The following is a 20,221-nucleotide window of genomic DNA, read 5'->3' as shown; positions in this document are numbered from 1 at the left end:
GTATCTCCACGTTAATTTACATCCTTATCATTTTATTAACATATGGTGCGGGAGCTACCAGCTAAATCGAGTCAGTCAAAAAGTTAAAAAAAAGGATGGTTGTTAACGGGAGTCAATGATTTAGCTTCTACCCTTACTATTGTCGCAGGTATGTTCCATTCTTCCACTCTGGAAACAGGGTTATTTATTGATCCAGGACACGTTTTAGGCAAGATTGCTAAAAAATAAGACAATTTTTGAATAGTTTTTGATTAATGATTTCAAATAAAAATGTATTTCATCAAAAATTTGTAGAAATCATTGAGCAAAAGGTGTTTAAAAACTCAACTAATTGGTACGAATGACACTTCGGCAAGAGGATAATGAAATCGAGAGAATGCGTGAAGTAAAGCGTGGAAAAAGAAGGTTTGGTAAAGAAAAACTGATGAGTTGGTTATTAATTAACCTTTGGACCCCCTATCCCCAGCCCTGACGAAATATTCGCAGGGTGGGGGGAGGAAAATCCGTGCCTGGTAAGAATTAAGGGGCTTCCTGGAACTCGTCGTCAATGTCAGCACGCTGAGTATAACTATGCAGAGAATAAGGATCGTTGCCCTGTTCAACGGCATTGAAAATCGCCATGGCGAGATCATTGTCGCAGCTCTGATTTTTATATAACGCATATTGAGTATCTGGCAGACGCGGCAAACCGTCCTGCTCACCCAATACTCTCAGCTCTGGACTCATCATCTCGATAGGTCTAACCGTTACACCCAGTCCGGCACGTACAGCAGCGCGGATAGCCGACAGAGTCGAGGCCACATAGGCAATACGCAATGGTATCCCGGCCTTGTTGAGATGATCAATGGCCATCGAGCGATAAGAGCTCGGCTCATCAAGCAGCACTAACGGCACACTGTCCCCTGAAGGATAAGAGAAATCGGCAGAGCAATACCACAGCGTCGGCGACGTTCTCAATACAATGTGAGGATGATCGGTGGTGGTCATCGTGGTGATCGCCAGATCAACTTCATCACTCTCAAGCATTGGCAGCATAAACGGACTGCGCTTAACGCGAACGTCGATTGAGAGTTTGGGGTAAATCGAGGTCACGCGACTGAGCAGATACGGCAGAATGGTGTCAGCCGTGTCGTCAGAAGCACCGATGGTTACCCCACCCTGAACATCGCTATACATTAGTGAAGTACAGGCTTCGTCATTAAAACGCAATATTTTACGTGCATAACCTAGTAATTGAATACCGTGTTCCGTCAACAACTTATTGCGTCCATGCCTTGCGAACAGTTCTTTTCCGACAAGCTGCTCTAGGCGCTGCATTTGTTGACTCACTGCCGATTGTGTACGACATACTGCTGCTGCGGCGGCGGCAAAAGTATTTAAATCGGCGACGGCAACAAAAGTCCTTAGCAGGTCAAGATCTAGATTAAGAATTGGACGATTTGCATTTGTCATAGTTTTTCTTCACTTTTAAAATCTAATAACAAGCTACCCTGGATAGAGCGGAAAATTTCCCGCAAAATGCAGAATACCAGATCTGAAAGACACTCGCTCATTAGATAATGAAGAAATGAGAAATATTTCTGTCCGACAACTAATTTTCAAATGATTATCATTAAGATACTTTTTCAAATAGCTATTAAATTCAAAGAAATATAATTCCCTATCGAACAAGTATCAAAATTCATTCATTAACCTGGCTGTACGGTAAGGCCACAGAAGCTCATTTCAACGGCTATCCATGCAGGCACAGCGCCGCGCTAGCAATGTGACTAATATCAAAATTCAAACATTAATATCGCTAAAATCTATTTTTATCTGCTGAAAACTTGTGTCTGGTGATTCGCAAGCTAAGAATATTGCCCACGTTTTAATAAGAAAATTCTCATTAAAATAGGCAAATGTATTAACCTGCATTAATAACTACATTCAGATATTTAATTATTAATGACGCAAGAAATCATCAGGTTTATTTAACTAATTACCCACGTTATTAGTTGACTGTCATGTAAAAGGCTTTTAAGTGCGATTTACTTTTTCAGCTTCATTTATACACTATTAAAAAACACAAAAGGCAGGTCGGCCCACAGTTTAAGATAAAGCCTAGCGAGTTTATAATTGCTAGCATTGTGCTAGTTTTCAATTAAATAGACTGTTCATCTCTCTATCCTGATGAATAAATTGCAGTATCCTCTGTACATTGACAAATACACCATTAACATTCTCAGCATCTATTTTCACAGACATATAATCCAAAATAATCAAAATATTTAGATTTTAATAATGCTTTATTCTCAATGATAGGTGGCTAATGTCGCCAGTTACGTCGGAGGTACTGTTTTAAGCCAAAGCCTGACTTTGCTCTTCAAAATCGAGCCCGGTGAGAGTAAATTGTCGGCTTCGCTATGTTCTAAAGCACCTCCTACCCAGGGAAGAACGAGCTTTACCGCAAAAGGTTCACACAGACTATGTCCCCCATTGAAAAATCCCGCAAACTGGATAACGTTTGCTACGACATCCGCGGCCCGGTGCTTAAAGAAGCAAAGCGTCTGGAAGAAGAAGGTAATAAAGTTCTTAAACTAAATATCGGTAACCCCGCCCCCTTCGGATTCGATGCGCCTGATGAAATTTTAGTCGACGTTATTCGTAATTTGCCGACAGCCCAGGGATACTGTGACTCAAAAGGCCTTTTCTCTGCGCGTAAGGCGATTATGCAGCACTATCAGGCCCGTGATATGCGCGACATGACCGTTGAAGATGTCTATATCGGCAACGGTGTTTCCGAATTAATCGTGCAGTCCATGCAGGCTCTGCTCAACACTGGCGATGAAATGCTGGTCCCGGCTCCCGATTACCCGCTGTGGACTGCAGCCGTGTCACTTTCCGGCGGCAATGCGGTGCATTATCTTTGCGATGAAGGCGCTGAATGGTTCCCGGATCTCGACGATATTCGTGCGAAAATCACTCCACGCACCCGCGGAATCGTGATAATTAACCCCAACAATCCGACCGGTGCCGTATATAGCAAAGAATTGTTGCTGGAGATTGTCGAGATTGCGCGCGAACACAATCTGATCATCTTCTCTGACGAGATTTACGACAAGATTCTTTATGATGAGGCGCAGCACATCTCCATTGCTTCGCTGGCTCCAGATCTGCTGACCGTAACCTTCAATGGCCTGTCCAAGACCTATCGCGTTGCCGGTTTCCGTCAGGGCTGGATGGTGCTGAACGGTCCCAAAAAGCATGCGAAAGGTTACATTGAAGGCCTGGAAATGCTGGCTTCAATGCGTTTGTGTGCCAACGTACCTATGCAGCACGCGATTCAAACCGCGCTTGGCGGCTATCAGAGCATCAGCGAATTCATCCAGCCTGGCGGACGCCTTTACGAACAACGCAATGCGGCCTGGGAAATGATTAACCAGATCCCCGGCGTTTCTTGCGTGAAGCCAAAAGGCGCGCTGTATATGTTCCCTAAAATCGACGCCAAACGTTTCAATATTCACGACGACCAGAAAATGGTGCTCGATTTGCTGTTACAGCAAAAAGTGCTGTTGGTGCAAGGTTCAGCGTTTAACTGGCCATATCCGGACCACGTGCGTATCGTTACCCTGCCGCGCGTTGACGAGCTGGAAATGGCCGTCGGCAAACTGGGCCGTTTCCTGGAAACCTACCGCCAATAATGCCTGCCACCTTCGAGATGTAGATGCGTCGACTGTCCGCATTCCCCTTAATCACTGACGGGTGTCAGCTAATGGGGATGCGCCTTGCCGCCGTCTTCCTGCATCTCGAAACCTTTTGGGCATTGGAATTAGTATGCAAGAATGGGGCTCTTTAAATTTATCCAAGTCTAGAGAGTAAGAGAGTCCCATGAGCCAAAGTCATTTTTTTGCCCACCTTTCCCGCCTTAAGCTTATTGGTCGCTGGCCTCTCATGCGCAATGTGCGCACAGAAAATGTCTCGGAACACAGCCTGCAAGTGGCATTTGTCGCCCACGCCCTGGCGCTAATCAAAAATCGAAAATTTGGTGGCACCCTCAACGCCGAACGTGTTGCGTTGCTGGCGATGTATCACGATGCCAGCGAAGTGTTGACCGGCGACATGCCGACGCCAATCAAGTATTACAACCCGCAAATTGCCCACGAATACAAGAAGATCGAAAAGATCGCCCAGCAGAAGCTGATTGAAATGCTGCCCGAAGAATTTCAGGATGATTATCGCTCGTTGATTGACGAACATCATTTTAGTGACGACGAGAAAAAAACCGTCAAACAGGCAGATGCTCTTTGCGCCTATTTGAAATGTCTGGAGGAGTTGTCAGCAGGAAACACCGAGTTTGCGATGGCGAAAACGCGTCTTGAGAAAACGCTGGCTGAAAGGAATAGCCCGGAGATGGACTACTTTATGGCGGTATTTATTCCCAGCTTTAGTCTTTCACTGGATGAGATAAGCCAGGATTCGCCGCTATAAACGCCTGCCCTTTCTCCTGCGCGGGAGAAAGGGTGCGACAAATTGCTGTCAGAGGTCGTCGAGGAAGGTTTTATCGAGCTGCTTGAAGGCACGTTTCAGCACTTCAGCCAATGACTGATAGGTTGGAGCCCCTTCGATAGGTGCCAATGCCAGCCCAGACTCCATTAATTTGTGCCTGACTTCATGGAACCAGCCCAGCAATGTTGGCGGTAAAGGCGTGATTGAACGACGCCCCAACCACCACAGCCCCTGCATTGGCAGGCTACAGGCGAAGATTGAGGTCGCGACCGCAGGGCCGAGCTGACCGCCCATTGCAATCTGCCATGCCAGTGTAAACACCGCAAGCGGTGGCATGATACGCACTCCAAAGCGCGTTGCCGTAGAGATACGATTCTCAGGGAAAACAGGGGCAAGACGCTTGTCTGACGGCCACGTCTTCATGTATTGCTGCCCACGCTGGAACACCTGAAACCAACCGACTGAACCCGATGGCTTGCTGGTCATGTTGCACCTCAACATCTTAAATTAAAAAATAGTTGTAAAACTAAAAATATATTTTATCACATGCAAATATATTTTGTTTTTATCAAAACCTATCGGTATTCTAGCCCGGCCTTTAGGCCACTAGGGATAAATAAACAACCTTACTAATACAGCTGGCTTTGCTGCATTTTACTCTAACAGTCGGCGTCTGGAAAACAGAGTTGGGCTATTGAACGAATCGGCAAGAACTTACTCAAACAAGTCACCGGAAACGATCAATTTCCCTCACCTGCATCCTGTGCCAACGCGGGTAATTCGTGCCAGAAATTATTTTGGCATGATGTTAATCATAATTACCGCTTCCATAATGCGCTACGCTTATGTGATTCTGAAAATTAGTTAACCATGTGTATTGTTACTTAACGGCACCAACACAATAAATAGGTACTTCCATGTCAAGTAAGTTAGTTCTGGTTCTTAACTGTGGCAGCTCTTCGCTGAAGTTTGCCATCATCGACGCCGCGAATGGCGAAGAACATATTTCAGGTCTGGCCGAATGCTTCCATCTTCCAGAAGCCCGTATTAAATGGAAACTGGATGGCGCTAAACATGAAGCTGCATTAGGCGCCGGTGCTGCCCACAGCGAAGCATTGAAGTACATCGTTAATACTATTTTTGCAGAAAAGCCAGAGTTATCTGCCAACCTGATTGCTATTGGTCACCGTATTGTTCACGGCGGTGAGAAGCTCACCAAGTCAGCAATCATCGATGACGCCGTTTTGCAGGGTATCAAAGATTCTATCCCATTTGCACCGCTGCATAACCCTGCACACCTGATTGGTATCGCTGAAGCGTTGAAATCCTTCCCGAAACTGGCGAAAAAAAATGTTGCGGTCTTCGACACCGCCTTCCATCAAACCATGCCGGAAGAGTCTTACCTCTACGCTTTACCGTACAAATTATACCGTGACCACCATATCCGCCGTTACGGCGCACACGGCACCAGCCACTTTTACGTGACTCAGGAAGCTGCTAAAACCCTGGGTAAACCGGTTGAGGAAGTTAACCTGATCACCTGCCATTTGGGTAACGGCGGCTCGGTAAGCGCAATCCGCAATGGTAAATGTGTTGATACTTCAATGGGTCTGACCCCGCTTGAAGGCTTGGTAATGGGCACGCGCTCTGGTGATATCGACCCCGCCATCGTGTTCCACTTGCATGACGCATTAGGTATGAGCGTTGCGCAAATCAACAAAATGCTGACTAAAGAATCTGGCCTGCTGGGCCTGACCGAAGTGACCAGCGACTGCCGTTATGTTGAAGACAACTACGAAAAAGAAGCCAACGCCAAACGCGCGATGGACGTATTCTGCCACCGTCTGGCGAAATACATCGGCGGCTACACGTCCCTGATGGAAGGCCGGCTCGACGCGGTAGTATTTACCGGCGGTATTGGTGAAAACTCTTCTCAGGTTCGCGAGCTGACCTTAAACAAGCTGAGCCTGCTGGGCTTTGAAGTAGACCACCAACGCAATCTGGCGGCACGTTTTGGCAAAGCCGGTGAAATCAATAAAGAAGGCACTCGCAAAGCACTGGTTATCCCAACCAATGAAGAGCTGGTTATCGCCCAGGACGCAGCGCGTCTGACAGCGTAACAACATTATCATCCCCACTGCCAGCGCCTGCTGGCAGTGTTATTTTCACCGCAGGCGGGTTTTGCCTCTCAATTTGGCCAACCACTGCCTGGAAATTGTCGAAGAGGTTTGCCGTGTCTCGTACAATTATGTTGGTTCCCATTGGCCAAAGCGTCGGTCTGACCAGCGTCAGCCTTGGCGTTATCCGCGCTATCGAACAGAAAGGCGTAAGCCTGAGCGTGTTCAAGCCAGTTTCTCAGCCTCGTGCAGGCAGCGATGCGCCTGATCAAACCACTACCATTATTCGCGCTAACTCTAATATCACCGCGGCCGAACCGCTGAAGATGAAACACGTGCAAAGCCTGTTGAGTTCAAATCAGCAGGATGTGTTAATGGAAGAGATCGTCGCCAACTATCACGCCAATACCAAAAACGCCGAAGTCGTGCTGGTTGAAGGACTGGTCTCGACCCGCACCCATCAGTTTGCCAGCGCGCTGAACTACGAAATTGCCAAAACCCTGAACGCCGAGATAGTGTTTGTTATCGGCCAGGGGAGTGATACAGCGGTGCAGCTTAAAGACCGTATCGAACTGGCTCGCAGCGTGTTTGGCGGCAGCAAAAATAAAAATATCACTGGTGTGATTATCAACAAGGTCAATGCACCGGTTGACGATCAGGGTCGCACCCGTCCCGATCTTTCAGAAATTTTTGACGACTCTGACAAAGCGACCTTCGCTCAGGTTGATATCGAGCAGTTGATAGCCGTCAGCCCGATGCCGGTGCTGGGTTGCATCCCGTGGAGCTTTGAGATGATAGCCGTGCGCGCTACCGACATGGCTCAGCATCTGGGCGCGCGCATTATTAACGAAGGTGAAATCCACTCTCGTCGCATCAAATCAGTCACCTTCTGCGCACGCAGTATTCCCAATATGCTGTCGCTGTTCCGCGCGGGTTCGCTGCTGGTTACCTCGGCAGATCGTCCTGACGTATTGGTCGCAGCCTGCCTTGCGGCCATGAACGGTATCGAACTGGGCGCGATTTTGCTGACCGGCGGTTACCCGGTTGATGAACGCATTCAGCAGCTTTGTGCTCGCGCCTTTGAGACCGGCCTGCCGGTATTTATGGTCGACAGCAATACCTGGCAGACCTCACTGAATCTGCAAAGCTTTAGTCTGGAAGTTCCTGCTGATGACCACGAGCGGGTCGAGAAGCTGCAAACTTATGTTTCTTCACATATTAACGCTGACTGGATCAACTCGCTGAGCGCCCACTCAGAGCGTTCTCATCGACTCTCGCCTCCTGCCTTCCGCTATCAGCTGACCGAGCTGGCGCGCAAAGCTGGCAAACGAATCGTCTTGCCAGAAGGCGATGAGCCACGCACGGTCAAGGCGGCATCTTTGTGTGCCGAACGTGGCATTGCGGAATGCGTGTTGCTGGGTAATCCAGACGAAATTAAACGCGTGGCCGCGGCTCAGGGTATCGTGTTGGGTAAAGGTATAGAAATTGTCGATCCGGTTGTAGCGCGCGAAAAGTATGTCGATCGTTTGGTTGAATTGCGCAAAAGTAAAGGCATGACCGAGGTTGTTGCTCGCGAGCAGCTAGAAGACAACGTAGTGCTTGGCACGCTGATGCTGGAGCAAGGCGAGGTTGATGGCCTGGTTTCAGGCGCGGTTCACACCACTGCCAACACGATTCGACCCCCGTTGCAGTTGATTAAAACCGCACCTGGCAGCTCTCTGGTGTCGTCGGTATTCTTCATGCTTCTGCCGGATCAAGTGTTGGTTTACGGCGACTGCGCGATCAACCCCGATCCCGATGCCGAACAGCTATCCGAGATTGCTATCCAGTCGGCCGATTCTGCGGCTGCCTTTGGTATCGAACCTCGCGTGGCGATGATTTCCTACTCTACCGGGACTTCCGGTGCCGGTAGCGACGTCGAGAAAGTGCGCGAAGCGACACGTCTGGCGCAGCAAAAACGTCCTGATCTAATCATCGACGGCCCATTGCAATACGATGCGGCGATCATGGCCGATGTGGCGAAATCCAAAGCGCCTAACTCACCGGTTGCTGGTCAGGCAACGGTATTTATCTTCCCTGACCTCAACACCGGAAACACCACTTACAAAGCGGTGCAGCGTTCAGCAGACCTGGTCTCCATCGGCCCTATGCTGCAAGGGATGCGCAAGCCGGTAAACGACCTGTCGCGCGGTGCGCTGGTTGACGATATCGTCTACACCGTGGCCCTGACAGCAATTCAGTCAGCGCAGGCAGATGAAGCCTTTGCGGCAGGGGCAAAATAGCGCCACCACCGTTTTGAAAACGCAAAGCCGGTCTTGATGACCGGCTTTTTTGTGCGCGATGTCAGTGGAAGAAGTTCAGGATATGACCGTACACTAACCCAACACTGATGATATCGGCATCGCTAAAAGTGACGTTTTGCAGGCCGTAGCTGCCCAGCAGCGGTAACAACAGCGCGGGCAATAGAGTGATTAGAAATCCGTGGAAAATGCCGCCAATAATGGCTCCGCGACGCCCTCCCACCGCATTGGCAAACACCCCGGCCGTGCCACCCGCGAAGAAGTTGGTCAACATGCCCGGCAATATCATCGCTAGCCCAACACTTGGGAATATAAACATCCCGAGAATCGATCCAACTGTAGTCGACAGAAAACCCACAATCACCGCATTCGGCGCATAGGGGAACAGGACCGGGCAATCCAGAGCCGGAATCGCATTAGGCACGATGCGCAGCGCAATGCCGCGAAACGCCGGAACAATTTCTGCCAAAAGTAACCGCACGCCTGCCAGCAGCACGTAAACACCCACCACAAACTGCACCGATTGCAGGAAAGCGAAGATTAAATAGCTGACGCCGTGAGAATACTGGGCTACCACCTCAGGACCTGCTGCAATAGTCGGGATCAGATAGATAGGGATCATCACCACCATCATCGACAGATAGGTATCTTGCAGAAAAGAGAAAGACTCAGGCAGCTCGATGTCTTCGGTACTCTTGCTGACGTCACCCGTGACTTTGGCGACTCCCGCCTGAATTAGATATCCAATTGTGCAAAAATGCCCCAGAGCGATGTCATCGGAGCCGGTTATCTTGCGCACGATAGGCTGCGCCAGCGCGGGCATGCCTACGGACATCAGCCCGGCGATAATGCCACCAATCAGGATCAGTTCAGTACCGCGCAGGCCGCCCATATATCCCACGACCGAACACACGGTTGCCATCCATAAGGATGCCTGACCGGTAAGAAAGATGTATTTAAAACGGCTAAAACGCGCTATCAGGATATTAATGATAAATGCCAACACCATGATAAGCGCCGTCTCTCGGCCCAGCATTTGTTGGGCAATGCCGGCAATCGAACCCACGTCGGTGACGACGCCGCGCATGTGAAAACCTTTCTGAAACACTTCGCCCAAAAAGTTAAGCGCGCCGACAATGATGTTGGCACCCGCTAGCAATACCAAAAATCCGAGCAACGTTTTTAAGGTGCCGGTGATAATCTGCCCGACACTTTTCTTTAATGCTATTAGCCCTACCATGGCGATGAGGGCAATTAATATTGAAGCCTGGCCTAAAACATCGTTAACAATAAAATATAGGAAAGACATGACCTGCCCCTCGTGTTTGCAGGATGAATAAGATTAATTTTTATTTTTTTCGTGATTGATTATGTCTATTTTTGGCTGGATTTAATTCAGATAACCCAGCTCTTTTAATACTGGAGTGAGCTTTTCACTAATCTCTTTTTTATCGACCAAACGCTTAAGATAAATAATATTTGAGTTGATGGTGTAATGATCAAATTGCGATTTGAAATTTGAACCAGTCATAATGATATCGGCTCTCGTCGATGCGGCACTTGATATATCGCAGTGAGACAAGTTGGCTTTAATGCCTAAGTCTTTTAATACAGCCTCAATACTCATCTCACAGGCGAAGCTACTGCCCAGACCTGCACCACAAACTGCTAAAATCGTTAAAGATTTCATCTTTACCTCATGGATTTATATGCAAAGCGAGTACAAATGAGTATGCGGGCAAATCAGGAAATATCTGTGATGAAGCCCACAAAGATAGCGCTATCATCAAGTGCATAGCCTTTTTGTGATAGCGCTATCAAAAATTTCCGAAGGTTCTACGTTATTTGTCTTAAAGCGCGCTATGATATGCTTACACCAAGTTTAAAAAAATATTCAAGCTATAACGGGTCCATTCCAAAGCGGAAGATTTTTGCCGTATAGAAATTAACTTATAAAAATCATCTTAAATAAATTCATCTATTAATGCGGTCGTTATTTATTAACAAAATTTTATAAAACAGCGCAGTTCGCACTAAACCTGGTATTCATGAAGAAAGGTCAGGAGTCATAATATGGAGGGAAGGAGACGGCGAGGAACGGGACGAATCACGCTGGCCGACGTGGCAAAACTGGCGGGTGTCGGCACGATGACCGTGTCGCGAGCCTTGCGACAACCGGAGATGGTCTCTGACAAACTCAGAGAAAAGATTGAATCTGCAGTTAGCGAACTCGGCTATATTCCCAATTATTCTGCTAGCGCGCTGGCCTCTTCCACCTCGAATGTGGTGGCGGTTATCTGCTCCTCGCTGGCGGAATTTGGTCATGCGGAAATGATCGCCGGGCTACAGGAGGTGCTGATTCCGGCCGGATTCCAGCTAATGCTGGCAGAGTCGCAGAATCAGGAAGACCGCGAGCAAAAACTGCTCGAAACCTTTTTATCCTACAACCTTGCCGCCGTAGTCCTGTTTGATGCCCGACATACCGCCGCCACCTATGACATGCTTGAAAATGCCCAGTTACCCACCGCTGAACTGGGTGCCAGAGTCGAAAATCCGCTTGATATCAACATCGGCATTGATAACGCCTCTGCGGTTTATAAGCTAACTGAATATCTGATTTCTCTTGGCTACAGCAAGATAGGCCTGATGTGCGCCGCGCAAAAACAGTGGGTATCGCAGCAAAGACTGCGCGGCTGGCATCGTGCCCTGCTCGACAATAATCTTTCCCCCACGCGGATGCTTAGTACTCACGCCGCTTCAAGTTTTAGTACGGGTGCCGCGTTGCTGACCGAACTGGTGCTCAACTGGCCAGATATGGACGCGCTGATTTGCAGCAGTGATGCACTGGCCTGCGGAGCAATGTTTGAATGCCAACGCCGAAAAATACGCGTGCCGAAAGATTTGGCGATTGCAGGGTTTGGCAACAGTGACATCAGCAAAGTCTGCCAGCCGCCGCTGACTACCGTGGCCGTGCCGCATCGGGAAATAGGGACTCAGGCAGGAATGGCGCTACTGGCCAGAATTCAGGAAAACGAGTGGGATAAACAAAAGGCCGTAATTTCGGCCCTTTGCAAACGGGAAAGCTGTTAGACAGTCCCGTCATTTGAAACGATTATTCTTCAACGCTAAGCGGTTTGCCGTGATCTTTCTCATTGTTACGGCTTAGCCACAGTGACAACGCCTTAAGAGAATCCGGGGTGAACTCGTCACAACGGGCGGTGATCTCTTCCGGTTTCATCCAGCTAACTTCGTCAACTTCTTCTTCCTGCAACGCAAAAGGTCCATGGGATACGCAGCTAAACAGTGCCCCCCAGACGCGACAGTTGTCCTGTTCAAAGTAAAAAGAGCCGTGCTCGGCAAACGGCACACCGGCAATTCCCAACTCTTCTTCGCCTTCACGACGCGCCGACTCGAGGATATTCTCACCGCTCTGCACTACACCACCCGCGGTTGCATCCAGCCAGCCAGGATAGAAATCTTTTGTTTCGGTTCGACGCTGAACCAGAATATTTCCCATGCCATCATGGACCACAATGTAGCTGGCGCGATGACGGAGATTTTGAGCGCGCATCTGTTGGCGACTTGACTGGGCAATCACTTCGTTTTCTTCATTAACGATATCAACCCACTCAGTACTGCCGGTGTTTTGCTCTTGATTCGTCATCCTGTGAAACCTTCTTTATAGCGCGGGAGATGCGCAGTGATTTTCAATGAGTTCGGTGATTCTATCTGGCTCATGGGGATCGCTTCAATAGCAACAGATGCGTTATTGATATGTAAAACCTATGTCAAAGGTCGCGATAAAGCATCAGACTAGTCTCACATAGCCTGCTATCATTAGCAGCTATATTAGCCACAAGGCTATTTGTTAATATTTAGTTGATAAAATCAGGCACAATTTATACGCAGTAGAATTCGCATCCAGCCCATCGGTTGACATCAAATACTCAGATGGACCATAAAATAATTACGCAGGAGGCAATCATGATCGATCTTTATTATGCACCAACACCAAATGGACACAAAATCACCCTTTTCCTGGAAGAGACTGGCCTTCCCTATCGACTTCATCGTGTCGATACCAAAGCAGGAGACCAATTCCAACCCGCATTTCTCGCCATTTCCCCCAATAATAAAATCCCTGCGATTGTCGATACCCAACCGGTTGACGGCGGCGCACCGCTGAGCCTGTTTGAATCTGGCGCTATCTTGCAGTATCTGGCAGAAAAAAGCGGCAAATTATTGAGTAAAGAGCTACGCGAAAGAACCAGCACCCTGCAGTGGCTGTTCTGGCAAATGGCGGGATTCGGCCCAATGTTAGGTCAAAACCATCATTTTACTCATTTCGCCCCACAACCCGTCCCTTATGCCATTGAACGTTTCCAACAAGAAACTAGGCGCTTGTACGGCGTTTTGAATACTCAACTTGAGAAAAATGTTTATATTTCAGGCGAGTACTACAGTATCGCAGATATTGCGACCTATCCTTGGGTCGTCGCTCATGAACGCCAGCGCATAGATTTGGCTGATTATCCTGCCGTGCGCAACTGGTTCGAAAGAATCAAAAATCGCCCGGCAACCGCCAGGGCCTACGCACTGGCTGAAGCAAAATAATCCGCTCGCCCTCTGCTCAAGGGGGCGTTAAATCCCCCTTCCTTACCACTTCTGCTTATCATCTCATCTCACTTAACAATAAATAACTTCAGGATGTGCTCTGCATCGCGCGTTGCGACGCCGACATAAACTATGCTCAATTCAGGGTACAGATAAGTATCAGCACGTTATTAGGAGGCAGATCATGAAGATTTTAATTACCGGTGCCAGCGGACTGATTGGACGTCGTCTCACTGAAACGCTTCTGAGTCAGTCTCACCAGATTACCGTTTTAACCCGCGCGCCGGAGCGAGCGGCCAAAATTCTTGGCTCCAAAGTCGATCTCTGGCCTTCTTTAAAAGATAAAACCTCATTAGATGGCTTTGACGCGGTGATTAATCTGGCCGGTGAGCCGATTGCCGACAAACGCTGGACCAAGGAGCAAAAACAGAAGCTTTGCGACAGCCGCTGGCAGATGACAGAGAAACTGGCACAACTGATCAACGCTAGCCAGCAGCCCCCTGCAGTATTTATTTCTGGTTCGGCGGTGGGTTATTACGGCGATCAGGGACAGGCGGTTGTCGCCGAGGACGAACCGCCGAATAAGCAGTTTACCTGGCAGCTTTGTGCCCGCTGGGAAGCATTGGCGCTAGCGGCAGAAAGCGATAAAACTCGAGTTTGCCTGCTGCGTACCGGCGTCGTGCTGGCTGAAAAAGGCGGCGCACTGGCCAAAATGGTGCTGCCGTTCAGAGCTGGACTCGGCGGACCTCTGGGTGAGGGTCAGCAATACATGCCGTGGATCCATATCGACGACATGGTGAATGGGATCATTTTCCTGCTTAATCATGAAACGCTCAATGGCCCCTTCAACATGGTTGCACCCTATCCGATCCGCAACGATCAGTTCAGCGCGCTGTTGGGCGAACTGCTGCACCGACCTTCATTTATGCGCGTTCCGGCTGGCGTGGTCAGGCTGCTAATGGGCGAATCGGCGGTTTTGGTGCTGGGAGGGCAACGGGCGATCCCGCAGCGGCTGGAAGATGCCGGCTTCGAATTCAAATACAGTGAATTGAAACCGGCGCTGGAAGATGTGTTGGATAAATAAATCCCACTAATTTCGCTGTATAAAAGGGTGAAGGGTTTTTGGCACCTTCACCCGCGCACTCTTATTTCACTGATGTTTGATAGAAAATATGTTTACCAAACGGGTCGATTTCATAGCCTGACACTTCCTTGCGCACAGGTTCAAAGATCGTTGAATGTGCAATCATGATAGCCGGAGCCTGATCGTGCATGATCTGCTGCGCCTGCTGGTACAACGCCACGCGCTTTTCATGATCGGTAGTCATGCGGGCTTCGTTGATAATCTTGTCAAACTGCGGATCACACCATTTCGCCGAGTTGGAACCCCCCTGCGCTGCCTTGCAGGTAAACAGCGGGCCAAAGAAGTTATCCGGATCGCCGTTTGCCGTAGTCCAGCCCATTAACGCCGCTTGATGTTCGCCGTTGCGAATACGCGTTTGATATTCCGCCCATTCATAGCTGACGATATGCGCCTTAACGCCAATCTTGGCCCAGTCGGCCTGGATCATTTCGGCCATGCGTCTGGCGTTCGGATTGTAAGGACGCTGAACCGGCATCGCCCACAGGTCAATATCAAAACCGTTGGGATACCCCGCCTCGGCCAGCAGTGCTTTGGCTTTTTCCGGCGAATAATCGTAATCTTTCATGGTCTTATCTTCACTGCTCCACACCGCTGGCGGCAGCAGGCTTCGCGCCACTGTGCCAGTCCCCTGGAACACTGCTTCAATAATCGAGGCTTTGTTGACTGCCATTGTCAGCGCCTGCCGTACCTTGACGTTATCCAGTGGTTTCTTCTGGGTATTAAACGCCAGGAATCCGGTATTCAGGCCAGACTTGCTCAGCAGAGTAATATCTTTGTTTTCACTCAGGCGTTTGAGGTCTGCTGGATTAGGGAACGGCATCACCTGACACTCATTTTTCTCAAGCTTGGCCATTCTGATTGAAGCATCAGGAGTGATGCTGAAAATCAGACGGTCAATTTTGGACTTACCTTGCCAATAATCCGGAAAAGCTTTGTAAAGGATACGGGTGTCTTTTTGATATTGAACCAGCTCAAACGGACCGGTGCCGATGGGATCAAGATCCACTTTCTCTGGCGTTCCGGCTTTCAGCATTTTATCTGCGTATTCAGACGAAAGAATTGAGGCGAAGTACCAGCCCAGGTCAGCAATAAATGGTGCTTCGGGACGCGAAAGATTAAAGCGCACTGTGTAATCATCCACCCGATCAATACTTGAAATCAGGTTGCTCATATCTAGGCTGTCAAAGTTCAGATAGGTGCCATTGGAAACTTTGTGGTAAGGATTGTTAGGATCTTTCTGGCGCATAAAAGAAAAAATGACGTCGTCGGCGTTAAAATCGCGCGTCGGAGTAAATAGCTTGTTGCTCTGGAACTTAACCCCTTTGCGCAGGTGGAAAGTATAGGTTTTGCCATCGGGGCTAACATCCCAACTTTCGGCCAGGCTCGGGATCAGTTCGGTCGTGCCGGTCTTAAAATCTACCAGACGGTTGTAAATTGGCACTGCGCTGGCATCGACGTTGGTACCGGAAGTGTAAAGCTGAGGATTGAAAATGTCCGGTGAGCCTTCGGAGCAATAGACTAATGTTTGCGCCGAGGCCCCGGCCACCATGGCCATGGCCAATAATCCCGTGGTTAATTTTACTATTTTTCGTTTCATGCGTTTCCCTGTAATTATGCTGGAAGGCTAATAATTTCTTTAGTAAGCAATTCAAAAACAGACTACCATTCAGGACAAACTTAGTAATACTCTGTTATATATGAAAATCTTATAGATAAACAACTCAGAGGTTAGGATGTCGACTCAAATTGCCAAGCAGCTCACTGAACGTTTCTTCCGTTACCTGTCTGTTACCAGCCAAAGCGATGCCAAAGCGACCACTCTGCCAAGCACCCCGGGGCAACAAGAACTAGCCAATCTGCTGGCCGTAGAGTTGAAAACGCTGGGCCTGGAGAATATCCAGATTGACCAGCATGCCACAGTGACCGCGGTAAAACCGGGTACTAAACAAGGCGGTCCGCGCATTGGTTTTATCACACACATTGATACCGTCGATGTCGGCTTAAGTCCGGATATCCATCCACAGACCCTGGTATTCGACGGCGGCGACATTTGTCTAAATACAGAAAAAGATATTTGGTTGCGTACGCAAGAGCATCCTGAGATTCTGCCTTATAAAGGCGAAGAGATTATCTTTAGCGACGGAACCAGCGTGCTGGGTGCGGACAACAAGTCGGCGGTAACCGTTGTGATGACCCTGCTGGAGAATCTAACGGCGCAAGATCAGTTCGGAGATATTGTTGTCGCGTTCGTGCCAGACGAAGAGATTGGCCTGCGCGGTGCCAAGGCATTGGATCTGAAACGTTTTGACGTCGATTTTGCCTACACTATCGACTGCTGCGAGCTGGGTGAAGTCGTTTATGAAAACTTTAACGCCGCAGCTGCCGAGATTACTTTTACTGGCGTGACCGCTCATCCTATGTCGGCCATCGGCGTGCTGGTTAACCCTATCCTGATGGCCCATGACTTCATCAGCCATTTTGATCGTCAGGAAACGCCAGAGAAAACCCAAGACCGTGAAGGTTACATCTGGTTTAACGACATCAGTGCAAGTCAGCAGTCTGCGACCCTAAAAGCCTCAATCCGCGACTTTGACAGCGCCAGCTTTGCCGCACGCAAGGTCAAGATTGAGCACGTGGCAAAAATAATTGGCGAGCAATATCCTACGGCAAAAGTATCGGTCACTATCTCTGACACTTACAGCAATATTAGTAGCGCGATCGGCGAAGATCGACAGGCAATTGACCTGATCTTTGCTGCTTTGGAGGAAATACAGGTCGAGCCAAAAGTTACCCCGATGCGCGGCGGCACCGACGGCGCGGCATTATCGGCGAAAGGTCTGTTGACGCCCAACTACTTTACCGGTGCCCACAACTTCCATTCTAAATTTGAATACCTGCCGGTAAGCTCATTTGTGAAATCCTATGAATTGACCAAAGCTATCTGCCTATTGGCGGCAAAAGGTTAGACTTCGCAAGCTAAGCCTGACAAATAAGCAAACCTTGCCCAAAGCACGCCTGCGGGCAAGGTTTTATTTTGCTGTTACCACGACAAATGTTATAGCAACAAATGTTATAGCGATAATTTAGTTCAAGAGGCCACTTCCTCAACGCTAACAGCCTGCGGGCCAAACTGTTTCTGGGTAAACTGAATATACAGCGTTAGCACAAACCCCAAGATATACAGTGCGCTATAGGCATAAACCACCCCGACCACACCGTAGAACGGTAACAGCGCAGTAGCTATTGCCGGAGCAAAAAAATTGCTTAAGCCAGCAGAAAGATTGCACACCGAGATTGCCGCGCCTTTGTGTTTCGGTTCCAGCGCCGGGAATAGCGCGGTCATTGGCACGAAAGCCGCGGTTGATGCACCTAATAGTGTCGCCCCAAGTGCGGCTATCCAGAAATTATCGCCAAAATAGATCGGCAGGTAATAAAACAGCAGGCTAAACACTGCACAACCGATGCAGCCATACCAGCGGATCAGCCGCAACATGCCCCACTTCTGCGACATAATCCCCCAGAAGACGTTGAACACAATAGTCGAGAAGAAGAATATCGCCCAGATTTGCAGCCAGTCAGGCATGGAAAACCCAAGCTCGCCTACAAATAACAGCGGCATAATAATTGCAAACCCGTACAGCGACAGGGTATTAATAATTCTGACAATACTCGCCAAAGTGATATTTTTATTGGTCATCAGCAGCGTGACCGCCCGACTCATTTCACTCAATTTTTCTTTGGTATTTAAATTCAGCATATGAGTAGATGTTTTAATATTTTTCAATGCGACCATTGCAAGTAAGCCACCGGCACAGACCCATATTAGTGAGAACCATAAAACATTCAGCTCACCTATTTGAGTAATAATCAAACTGGGTAAATAGCTGCCAATTACGCCGATACCTAATGAATAAGCCGCCCAGAACCAACCGCAGGCTGAACCGACCAATTCCTCTCTGACATTGTGAACAATAACCACGATGAATGAATAAAGAAATAACGGGTATGCCAAGCCGCGTATCCCATAAAATAGCAGAATATAATAATAGTTTTTTTGCGTAAGCCCAAAAACCATAAATAAGACATGAAATACTACCCACATTATAAATCCAATCTTCATCGCTTTTTGCGGAGTAATGACCTCGGCAATAACCCCCGAACCCCACGCAGCCAAAGCTGCACACAGGCCGTATACGGTGAAAGCAAAGGTTGCCTGAGCGGGTGTAAACCCTATCTCTACCATGTACTTGGAGAGAAATGCCAGCTCAAACCCGTCGCCGGTCATAAATAAAAATATTGCGACATAGCCCCAAAATAAATTTTTTGGCAGTCCTAGCCAGTGGTCTTTTTTAGTATCCATTTAATTCCCTTAATTGTTTAATCGCTTAAATTAAAAGTTAAACCTTCCTGACTCCGTAACTAATCTGTGATTATCTCTCTTCAGTCAACATGATATTTTCATTATCAAAGCGTGAGTCGCAAAAATAACCAAATTAACATCTCTTCAGGACTATTAACCTAAAGGGAATTTAAATAAACATTCTTATTTTAAATAATTAAACTAAATTAATTTAAGTGATGGCGATCTAAAATAACAAGATTCGTGTTGACGAGGTTATTTTAAAAAACTAGGGTGAAAATTAAGAAACAGCGCATAGGTGAATTAATCAAAGAGCGCCTTCGTCACCTCTCGATTATTCATTATTTAATTGAACAATTTTTTTAAAGATAAACACCACATTTTGCAGCTTCACTTCAGCTGTGCCTACTACGACCAATTTTTAAATAATTATATAAGGATTATAAAATGAACCACACTGTACCCTCCATGAATACATCCCTTACTGGCAAAGTCGCTGCTATCACTGGCGCGGCGTCGGGGATCGGTCTTGCGTGTGCAAAAACGTTATTGAGCGCGGGTGCAAAAGTTGTTCTGGTTGACCGGGAAGGCGAGAAGTTAAAGAAAATCGTTGCGGAGCTGGGTGATAACGCGTTTGCATTAAAGATAGATTTGATGAGACCGGAAGAGGTCGACAATATGCTCTCCGGCATTCTCGAACTGACTGGCCGCCTGGATATTTTCCACGCCAATGCGGGCGCGTATATTGGCGGCCTCGTTGAGGAAGGAGATCCCGATGTCTGGGACCGTGTACTTCACCTGAACATCAACGCTGCATTCCGCTGTGTCCGTGCAGTACTGCCGCACATGATCGCACAAAAATCGGGAGACGTTATCTTTACCAGCTCCATTGCGGGGGTGGTGCCGGTTGTTTGGGAACCTATCTACACAGCCTCGAAGTTTGCCGTTCAGGCCTTTGTTCATAGCACACGTCGTCAAGTCGCAAAGCACGGCGTCCGTGTCGGAGCCGTCCTGCCAGGGCCGGTCGTTACGGCTCTGCTCAACGATTGGCCAAAGGCCAAACTGGATGAAGCGCTGGCTAATGGCAGTCTGATGCAGCCCGAAGAGGTGGCTGAATCCGTTCTGTTCATGTTGACCCGCGCCAGGAACGTTACTGTTCGCGATTTGGTTATACTTCCCAACAGTATCGATCTCTGACTAT

15 protein-coding genes and 1 pseudogene are annotated in these 20,221 nt (G+C 48.3%); 9 read left to right on the top strand and 7 right to left on the bottom strand.

Annotated features, from left to right (window positions below):
* Positions 1–519: 519 nt before the first annotated feature.
* Entirely contained in the window at positions 520–1,452 is a 933-nt protein-coding gene (gene lrhA, locus AB3G37_RS06965) for a transcriptional regulator LrhA (protein WP_369790128.1), read from the bottom strand.
* A gap of 1,013 nt (positions 1,453–2,465) precedes the next feature.
* Here lrhA and AB3G37_RS06960 point away from each other — a divergent pair.
* Positions 2,466–3,680 carry a pyridoxal phosphate-dependent aminotransferase gene (locus AB3G37_RS06960; RefSeq protein ID WP_009636454.1) on the top strand — a complete coding sequence of 405 codons (1,215 nt, stop codon included), beginning with the start codon at positions 2,466–2,468 and terminating at the stop codon, positions 3,678–3,680.
* A gap of 187 nt (positions 3,681–3,867) precedes the next feature.
* The gene (yfbR, locus tag AB3G37_RS06955) at positions 3,868–4,467 is read left to right on the top strand and encodes a 5'-deoxynucleotidase (RefSeq protein ID WP_009636453.1); all 600 of its coding nucleotides are present in this window, start codon (positions 3,868–3,870) and stop codon (positions 4,465–4,467) included.
* A gap of 48 nt (positions 4,468–4,515) precedes the next feature.
* Here yfbR and yfbV read toward each other — a convergent pair whose 3' ends face one another.
* Entirely contained in the window at positions 4,516–4,971 is a 456-nt protein-coding gene (gene yfbV, locus AB3G37_RS06950) for a terminus macrodomain insulation protein YfbV (protein ID WP_009636452.1), read from the bottom strand.
* A gap of 431 nt (positions 4,972–5,402) precedes the next feature.
* Here yfbV and ackA point away from each other — a divergent pair, with 431 nt between their 5' ends.
* Positions 5,403–6,605 carry an acetate kinase gene (gene ackA, locus AB3G37_RS06945; RefSeq protein ID WP_369790127.1) on the top strand — a complete coding sequence of 401 codons (1,203 nt, stop codon included), beginning with the start codon at positions 5,403–5,405 and terminating at the stop codon, positions 6,603–6,605.
* Between the two features lie 128 nt (positions 6,606–6,733).
* A complete protein-coding gene (gene pta, locus AB3G37_RS06940) occupies positions 6,734–8,884 on the top strand; it encodes a phosphate acetyltransferase (protein WP_369790910.1) in 2,151 nt (716 codons plus the stop codon).
* Between the two features lie 82 nt (positions 8,885–8,966).
* On the opposite strand, the pseudogene AB3G37_RS06935 reads toward pta, so the two are convergent.
* Both AB3G37_RS06935 and AB3G37_RS06930 read right to left on the bottom strand, forming a co-directional pair.
* Positions 8,967–10,211, bottom strand: a pseudogene (locus tag AB3G37_RS06935) (PTS sugar transporter subunit IIC); the annotation flags it as partial.
* 81 nt (positions 10,212–10,292) lie between these two features.
* Positions 10,293–10,592: a PTS sugar transporter subunit IIB gene (locus AB3G37_RS06930; protein WP_009636448.1), complete on the bottom strand. Its 300-nt coding sequence runs from the start codon at positions 10,590–10,592 to the stop codon at positions 10,293–10,295.
* Positions 10,593–10,975: 383 nt separating this feature from the next.
* On the opposite strand from AB3G37_RS06930, the gene AB3G37_RS06925 reads away from it, so the two are divergent.
* The gene (locus AB3G37_RS06925) at positions 10,976–11,992 is read left to right on the top strand and encodes a LacI family DNA-binding transcriptional regulator (protein WP_369790126.1); all 1,017 of its coding nucleotides are present in this window, start codon (positions 10,976–10,978) and stop codon (positions 11,990–11,992) included.
* A gap of 22 nt (positions 11,993–12,014) precedes the next feature.
* On the opposite strand, the gene yfcD is transcribed toward AB3G37_RS06925, so the two are convergent.
* A complete protein-coding gene (gene yfcD, locus AB3G37_RS06920; RefSeq protein ID WP_009636446.1) occupies positions 12,015–12,566 on the bottom strand; it encodes an NUDIX hydrolase YfcD in 552 nt (183 codons plus the stop codon).
* Positions 12,567–12,886: 320 nt separating this feature from the next.
* Between yfcD and yfcG the strand changes: the two genes are divergently transcribed.
* A complete protein-coding gene (yfcG, locus tag AB3G37_RS06915) occupies positions 12,887–13,516 on the top strand; it encodes a GSH-dependent disulfide bond oxidoreductase (RefSeq protein WP_369790125.1) in 630 nt (209 codons plus the stop codon).
* 184 nt (positions 13,517–13,700) lie between these two features.
* Entirely contained in the window at positions 13,701–14,600 is a 900-nt protein-coding gene (locus tag AB3G37_RS06910) for a TIGR01777 family oxidoreductase (protein WP_369790124.1), read from the top strand.
* A 61-nt stretch (positions 14,601–14,661) separates the two neighbouring features.
* Here the strand turns inward: AB3G37_RS06910 and AB3G37_RS06905 are convergent, their stop codons facing one another.
* Entirely contained in the window at positions 14,662–16,215 is a 1,554-nt protein-coding gene (locus AB3G37_RS06905) for an ABC transporter substrate-binding protein (RefSeq protein WP_369790909.1), read from the bottom strand.
* A 178-nt stretch (positions 16,216–16,393) separates the two neighbouring features.
* Here AB3G37_RS06905 and pepT point away from each other — a divergent pair, with 178 nt between their 5' ends.
* Entirely contained in the window at positions 16,394–17,626 is a 1,233-nt protein-coding gene (pepT, locus tag AB3G37_RS06900; protein ID WP_369790123.1) for a peptidase T, read from the top strand.
* A gap of 122 nt (positions 17,627–17,748) precedes the next feature.
* On the opposite strand, the gene AB3G37_RS06895 is transcribed toward pepT, so the two are convergent.
* Positions 17,749–19,020: an MFS transporter gene (locus AB3G37_RS06895; RefSeq protein ID WP_369790122.1), complete on the bottom strand. Its 1,272-nt coding sequence runs from the start codon at positions 19,018–19,020 to the stop codon at positions 17,749–17,751.
* A 447-nt stretch (positions 19,021–19,467) separates the two neighbouring features.
* Here AB3G37_RS06895 and AB3G37_RS06890 point away from each other — a divergent pair, with 447 nt between their 5' ends.
* Positions 19,468–20,217: an SDR family oxidoreductase gene (locus AB3G37_RS06890; RefSeq protein WP_369790121.1), complete on the top strand. Its 750-nt coding sequence runs from the start codon at positions 19,468–19,470 to the stop codon at positions 20,215–20,217.
* Positions 20,218–20,221 lie beyond the last annotated feature (4 nt).

The organism is Rouxiella sp. WC2420 (assembly GCF_041200025.1).
Classification (GTDB): domain Bacteria; phylum Pseudomonadota; class Gammaproteobacteria; order Enterobacterales; family Enterobacteriaceae; genus Rouxiella.
This window is presented reverse-complemented; position numbering and strand designations above follow the sequence as displayed.